The organism is Methanobrevibacter sp. (genome assembly GCF_045541095.1).
Lineage (GTDB): Archaea > Methanobacteriota > Methanobacteria > Methanobacteriales > Methanobacteriaceae > Methanocatella.
In genome coordinates, this window is sequence record NZ_JAZQIJ010000093.1 from 1 (window position 1) to 7,493 (window position 7,493).

Consider the following 7,493-nt stretch of genomic DNA (forward strand, 5'->3'; position numbering starts at 1 on the left):
ATGGAGGAAAAAATGAAATTTAAAAACATAATTCTGATTACGTTAGTATTATTATCAGTTTTGACATTAACTACAGTTAGTGCATCTGAAAATAATGCAACTGATGAGTTATAGGATTAGAAAATGCTGAAAACAATGACAATTTAACTTTAGATTCAAGTAATGATGAAATGCTTGAACAAGTTATTGTTAGTGAAGATAGTTCTGAATTAAAGGCATCTATAAAAAATGAGTCATTGGAATCAACAATATTGTCCGTAACTAATGAACCAAATATTTTATCAGTATCTACTGAACCAACTGACAATATTGTTTTAAAATCAACTAAAAAAATATCTGCAACTAAAATTATTGCTTTTAAAAAATCTAAACATTATCCAGTTAAAAAGAAATTAAAAACAAAGGATACATTGTATAGTATATATCCAACCAATCCTAATGGACAATTCGGTAGTGGAATCACTTTACAAATACTTAATAATGGATTAAGTGGTTATTCATTACATACCAAGGTTAAAAAAGTAAAATTTTATTATAAAAATAAAAAAACTGGAAAATATAAAGTTAGAACAGTCACAAAAATTAAAAATGATAAAATTTGTATTTTTATTAAATCTCCACTTTATAAAGGTTATAAGCCATTTAAAGCAAAAATCTGGTACATTAGCAGATAAAAAAGCTGATTTGCACTGAGAATAGGGTTTCAAAAAACCATTATATTCTCCTTTTAATTTTTTTTGATTTAAATTTTCGCTGAAACAATTAATTAAAAACGATTCATTACATAAACTTAACAAATTATTAATGAAATCTGATTAGTGATGTAACTTCAACGAAAACAACCCAATTCATCATAGTAATCTGTAAATAATAATTAATTTTTAAATTATCTAATTTTAATAACAGCAAGCCCTTATTATACTTCATTTGATTCGCTTAAGCATATCAGGGAAAATACTGAGCTTAAAGTTGATGAATCCTACTGGAACTTTGGAAAACGTCCGCCTGCCTTAAAGAAATATTGGATGGAAAAGGCAGTGATACCGACTCACGGCGATGACATGAGCAAATATCTGGCTATTGAATCAAATGAAAATACTCGGGCAATGTATAACAAATTGGGAATTGAAGCAAGGCCAAAAGGGGATTTCATTTAATTTTTGAAATTCAATATTATCATTCATAGAAAAAACTGCTCAAATATGATTTTTTTAATATGCTCATCAAATTTTAAAAAGAAAATCATTGTCAATCATTCACTAAATTTAAATTTCATCCAATTTAAATTAAAAATAATCCTTTGACTATTGTTTAATCAAAGCTAAATATGATTATTTGATATAGCAAAAAGTTTTGAAAAATAAAAATAAGGGTCACTCAAATGAGTGACATAAAAATTTTTTTTAAGAAAATCGATAAACTCAGCAGAGATCATTGCTTTTTTTCCTAGGGAATGGATCTATGTCGTATGGATGGGCCGGGAAACCATATATGGAAGGTCTTGAAATTGGAATTCCTGGACCATTTGATTTCAAACTCATTATATTCCTCCTTTTAATTTGTTTGAATGAATCATTCAATTAATTATATGAATAAGTTACTATATAAATTTTTTCGAATGTAAGTGCTCACTCGCTTCTTAAAAAGATAAAACAAGTAATTTAATAACTTTTTTTGATGAAAATGAGTTCAAATCACTGACTTTTTTCTATACACAATTATATATCCTATTAAATACATAGAGTTTATCGCAAGTATTTTTTTAACATGTCCGGATAATAGAGGAATATGCACAAAAAGCTAAAAGACGGAAGTGATGTCATGACTTGGGAATGGAAAATAGGGGACCCTGTTGATGACGCCAACGGCGGCAGCATGGATGCCATGAACTGGGGACACGGAAGAGATGACGAGGAAGGAGATTCATTTGGAGGACGTTCAGAAAATCCGAAAATAATGGAATACGCAAGAAAGGCATATGACCTTTATATGGATAACAGGGATGAAGAGGCGCTTCACTACATCAATATGGCGCTGGATTTAAATGACCGGCATGCAGACAACTGGGATGTGAAAGCGGTAATTCTTGACGGCATGAAAAGATACGCTGAAGCTGAGAGATGCTATAACAGGTCTCTTGAACTGCATCCTCATAATCTGGTTTATGACAACAAGGCAAGAATGCTTTATGCCTGGGCGGTTCAGCTTCTAGAAGAGTCCAAAAAACTTTCAAACGGAACTGCCATGCTTAATGATGCAAACGCTAAACTCACAAAAGCAATCAGGGCTCTTCCGGGTGAAAACAGTGAAGAGGATGTTGAAAAGTATCTGAAGCTCAGGGATTCGATTAATTTCTACATTGACTATGAGCGCAAATACCAGCAGAATCTCGAAAGAGTTAAGAAATATGATAAAAGCGAACTCTTTACAATAACCGGAAGGCAGTTTCACAATAGCGGTGTGGCCCTCACTCCGGGCATGCCCTTAAGGCTTGTAAGGGAGGCGGACAATGAATATGACAGTGATGCGGTTGCAGTATATGCAGGTGATGTAAAAATAGGTTATGTTGCAAACAATGATTATACAAAGTCCGATTTGACATCATCCGCATCGGAACTTAACGTTTCAGAAACTGCTGAGGGAAGTTATCTGTGTTATCTGGACAGGTATGCAGATATTCAGTTTGCTGTTGCAAGATTGGTCAAATAAAGGTGAATATTATGGGGTACTGTCCGAATTGCGGAAGCTATGTTTCTCCCGGCACAAACGTCTGCAGCTGCGGAACGACATTCTCTTACAGGCAGGAAAGTGAAAGAAAACCTACGGAATTTGAAAAACAGCGGGAAGAGAAAAGAAAAATCACTCACTCCTATTATAAAATAGCCGAAAAGCTGATGGATGAGGGAAAATATCTTGAAGCCATAGAATATATTGACAGGGCACTTGAAAGATCAGAAAACGGCTTTTATATCAAAAAAAAGGCAATGGCATATTACTTTGCAGGATTGTATAGTGAATCTCTTGATTTTTTCAACCGGGCACTTGAGCATTACCGGGGAATCGACAGTTTTGTCATATATGAATGGATTGGAGATACGTTAATCGAGTTATACAGGTTTGACGAAGCCATTGAAGCGTACCGGCAGGCCATCGATATTGTAAATGAAGACTATGAACGGACAATCAATTTTCACAGGGAGCAGAGATGGGACTGCCCCTCAGATGAATATTACAGGTCCCTGTTAAGTGAGAAAAATCAGCGGATTTCCGGTTTGAACGACAGGATTTCCTATGCAAATGAACTGAAACGTGAAATTCTTCAAAGACTTGAAAATGATACTGATGAGCAAAAGCGATTTTTAAGAAATTTGGGTAAAGAGAATTTCATCACAATAACCGGAACTGGTTTTCACGGCAATCCGAAATTCGAAAAGGCAGAGAAACTGAGACTTGTTAAAGAGCCAGGCAATAGATATGATAAAAAAGCCGTTGCAGTATATTCTCCTAATGGTAAAGTAGGTTATGTGGCAAACAGTGTGCGTACATGCAGTTATCTCACATCAATGGCCGATGATATTCGGGATGTTGATTTAGCAGAGTATATGTTCTATTATGCTTACAGTTATCATATTGCAAGAATAATTAGATGATAATTTCATTTAAATTACTGAAAAAATAGATAATGGAAGGTTTACTCCGTATTAGGGAACTGAACATAACTTTTTTTTTGTTTTTCATTTACAATCAAATCAATAATTTTATAAATATCAGTTTAAGTGTGCTACAAATCCATCAGCGAATTAGAAAAACTATTTAAACGAATCAATAATATGAAAATGTATGTGGATTTGGAAAACTGGAAATATTATAATCAGAATCCTGATGAAATGATTGAAACAACAGAAAGTTTGTTTACAAACAAATTATTGTTATCAGATTTGGATTTAATAATCTGGAATTCAGAGATGTGATATAATATTTAACATTTAAAATTATTTTTTTTTCTGATTATTTGAAGAGATTTCGTTTCCTTATACATTTTCTCGATTGAAAAGCCATTGTTCTAAAAATCCATGGTGTATGATATATATTTATTAACTTATATGTACAAAATAGTATACATGTTTAATAAAAATTTTTTATTAATTGCTATATTATTTATCTTATTGACTTGTGGGGTAGTTAATGCATCAGATGATACAGCGGATTCTATTTCACTGGTTGATGAGGTGTATGATGCTGATTTCAGCACTGATTTGATTTCAGTTGAAAATGACGAACAAAAAAACAATGTTGTTGATTCTAATTTGGCAGCATCGGATGAAAGTGGATTAAATAACCAAGCTCAGAATGAAATCTTAAGTAATGTACGACAGCCATCAGGCAAAACTTTTGATGATATACAAAAGGTTATTGATGATTCAAAGGATAATGACATTATAAAACTTTCAGGAACTTATTTTGGATCAGGCAAACCCTTGACGTTCCATGATAAGGCTTTAACATTTTGCGGTGAAAATAATGCAACTTTGGATGCCAGAAATCTCTCTGAAATATTTAATTTTTTCCTGACAGATCCCGTTACTGTGTCTAATGTAAAATTTATTAATTATAGAGGCACTGCTATTTTGGACGGATATGTTCTTAACAACAAATCGACATTAACAGTAGATAACTGTTTATTTATGGGAAATCATGTTGCAAGGGCCATATATGTGTACAATGGGGATTGTCTTATATCAAATTGCCGTTTTGTAAATAATTATGACAGTAATTATGGTGGTGCAATTTCCGGTCATGGGTCTGTTGTCAATTGTGAGTTTATAAACAATTCTGCTCGTGTTGGAGGTGCTATTAATGCCATTGAAAATGTAATAAACTGTACTTTTATAAACAATTCAGCTACTAGTTGGGGTGGTGCAATTGAGCGTGCTGTGTCTGTTTCCGGCTGTTCATTTGTTAATAATTTCGCTAAAGAGAGGGCTGTAATTAATGGTGCAGGATCTGTTTCCAACTGTTCATTTGTCAATAATACTGCTTATGATTATTCTGTAGTTTCGAATGCAAGATCTGTTTGTGACTGTTCATTTGTTAATAACACTGTTCGTTCTGACGGCATTGTTACCCGGGGTGTTTCTATTAGAAGATGTTCTTTTATAAATAATGATGGGTGTCAGGTTTATGAATCCAAATCTGTCGAAAACTGTTCATTTATAGAAAACAATGGCAGATCTATTTTTAACGGTGAATCCGTAACCGATTGTATTTTTATAAACAATAAAAATGAATATACTATATTGCGCGGAAATAGCATAATGAATTGTACATTTATAAACAGCAATGCCGGGGCGATTTATATTGATGATGGATGCAATATAAGCGATTGCAGATTTATAAACAACACTGCTGCTGAAGGTGGGGCTATTCAAATTATAGGTAATGATTGGTATGTAACTGATTGCAGTTTTATAAACAACACTGCCGCTGGTAAAGGTGGAGCTATTTATATTGTAGGTAAAGAAGGTCATGTAAGTGATTGCAGATTTATTAATAACGCTGCTGGTGAAGGCGGGGCTATTTATGTTGTCAGTGATGATTGCCGTTTGGATGATTGTGAATTTATTAACAACTCCGCTGATGCTGGTGGAGCTATTCACTGTTCAAGCCTTAATGTTTTAGTAAACAATACATTGTTTTGTGATAACAAATTGGATGCTGTCCACTCAATGTATGAAATTTTCATTGAAAATTATACATTGGTTAATCAAACTAAAGAAGATTTAAACCTGATTGAAGTTGAACCAAGAATCAATGCAACATTTGACGTGAGCTACTCCGATACTTATTTCAGGTCCAAAGATATCACAGTCAGATTAACCGACAGTTCCGGCAATCCGATTGTAAACCAGAGAATTTTAATAGAACTGTCAAATGGCACAGCAACAAGGATGACCACAGATTCAGACGGATGCATAGTCTATAAGCTTTCAGGCTTTGGACTCCATAATTTAACTTTCAGCACAAGATCCAACATTTACAATGTAACTAAAAAGCAATTAAACAATGTCAAAATAGAGACATACGATTATTTGACACCGAACGGCACAACTACTGATGATATTCAATATGTCCTGGATAATGCATATGATGGAGATTTAATCATACTTCAAGGAAAATACACTACAGGAGTAACCGACAAATTAAAAATTCAAAGTTCACTCATCATTGAAGGTGGTTATTCAACTGAATTTGACTCTAAATTTTCAGGTTTCGATATTAAAGCACATAATGTTACAATCAAAAATATCCATTCAAATATTTATCAGGTTGCCGGTTACGGATATCAGAACATATCACTTATCAACTGTCTTTTTGCAGATAATCATAACGGTGCCGTTAAGGGCTGTCTTAATTTAACAGTCATCAACTGTTCATTTGTCAACAATTCTGCTTTTGATGGCGGTGCCATATCTAGTTGCAGCGGCTTGAAAGTTTACAACTGTACTTTTATAAACAATTCTGCTAGAGAGGGCGGTGCCATAAGCGCTTGTAAAGGTATGAAAATTTACAACAGTACTTTTATAAACAATTCCGCTTCCATGTTTGGCGGTGCAATTATTTTGAATGCATACGGTGGAGGTCTGAGTGGATATACAGCTACTTATCTGTTTAACTGTTCATTTATAGGCAATTCTGCTTCTAAAGAATGCGGAGCCTTTATGAATTCTTGGGCTGATGATATTTGGGATGTTGTTAATTGTAGATTCATAGCTAATTCTGCCGGCGAAAGGTACGGTGCAGCTTATGGAGGTAATTTTTATGGCTGTTTATTTAAAGGCAATACAGCCAAATATGATGCTGCCATTGCTAGTTATGATAAGGCTGTAAATTGTTCTTTTGATGATAATAGGGATATCTATTATTTAAAGAAAGTTGTTAAAATTTCTTCAAATAAAAAGGAATTCCCTTACAATACTGTAAAAACATTGGATGTGAAACTCACATCTACAAACCCTAACTATTCGGTTGATGGATTAATTGTAGCATTTGGCGATTCCTTCGACTATTGGGAGTGTTTTAGTAATTCCAGAGTAAACAGTGACGGAACTGCACATTTGAAAATTTCTTCCCAGAAGGCAGGAACATACTATGTATATGCATACCTTCGCACAGATAGTGATTCAGGATTTGTTGTCACTTCATCTAAAATCACTATTAAAAAAGCAAAACCGACAGTCAGCGCTCCAAAAGTAACTGCGAAGTACAAAAAATCAAAATACTTCAAAGTCACAGTTAAACTTAATAAAAAAGCTTTTAAAAACTTAAAAGTAAAAGTTAAGGTTTTCACTGGTAAAAAATACAAAACATATACATTAAAAACTGATAAAAAAGGTATCGTTAAAATCAACACTAAAAAACTGAAAAGGGGAACCCATAAGGTTGTAATCAGTTCTGGAAATTCAAATTATTATATTTCCAAAACCAGCAGTATT

At 33.4% G+C, this 7,493-nt stretch carries 7 protein-coding genes; all 7 read left to right on the forward strand.

Features of this window, described 5'->3' with window-relative positions; genetic code table 11:
* Positions 1–170: 170 nt before the first annotated feature.
* Complete coding sequence (locus ACKI2P_RS03870) at positions 171–674, forward strand: hypothetical protein (RefSeq protein WP_407375189.1); 504 nt, start codon at positions 171–173, stop codon at positions 672–674.
* Between the two features lie 351 nt (positions 675–1,025).
* The gene (locus ACKI2P_RS03875; RefSeq protein WP_407375191.1) at positions 1,026–1,157 is read left to right on the forward strand and encodes a hypothetical protein; all 132 of its coding nucleotides are present in this window, start codon (positions 1,026–1,028) and stop codon (positions 1,155–1,157) included.
* Positions 1,158–1,461: 304 nt separating this feature from the next.
* Complete coding sequence (locus tag ACKI2P_RS03880; protein WP_407375193.1) at positions 1,462–1,584, forward strand: hypothetical protein; 123 nt, start codon at positions 1,462–1,464, stop codon at positions 1,582–1,584.
* A 204-nt stretch (positions 1,585–1,788) separates the two neighbouring features.
* Positions 1,789–2,709, forward strand: a complete 921-nt coding sequence (locus ACKI2P_RS03885) for an HIRAN domain-containing protein (RefSeq protein ID WP_407375195.1) — start codon at positions 1,789–1,791, stop codon at positions 2,707–2,709.
* 11 nt (positions 2,710–2,720) lie between these two features.
* Positions 2,721–3,650 carry an HIRAN domain-containing protein gene (locus ACKI2P_RS03890; protein WP_407375197.1) on the forward strand — a complete coding sequence of 310 codons (930 nt, stop codon included), beginning with the start codon at positions 2,721–2,723 and terminating at the stop codon, positions 3,648–3,650.
* A 180-nt stretch (positions 3,651–3,830) separates the two neighbouring features.
* Positions 3,831–3,971, forward strand: a complete 141-nt coding sequence (locus ACKI2P_RS03895; protein ID WP_407375199.1) for a hypothetical protein — start codon at positions 3,831–3,833, stop codon at positions 3,969–3,971.
* A 195-nt stretch (positions 3,972–4,166) separates the two neighbouring features.
* The coding region (locus ACKI2P_RS03900; RefSeq protein ID WP_407375200.1) for a right-handed parallel beta-helix repeat-containing protein at positions 4,167–7,493 on the forward strand (3,327 nt) is incomplete at its 3' end.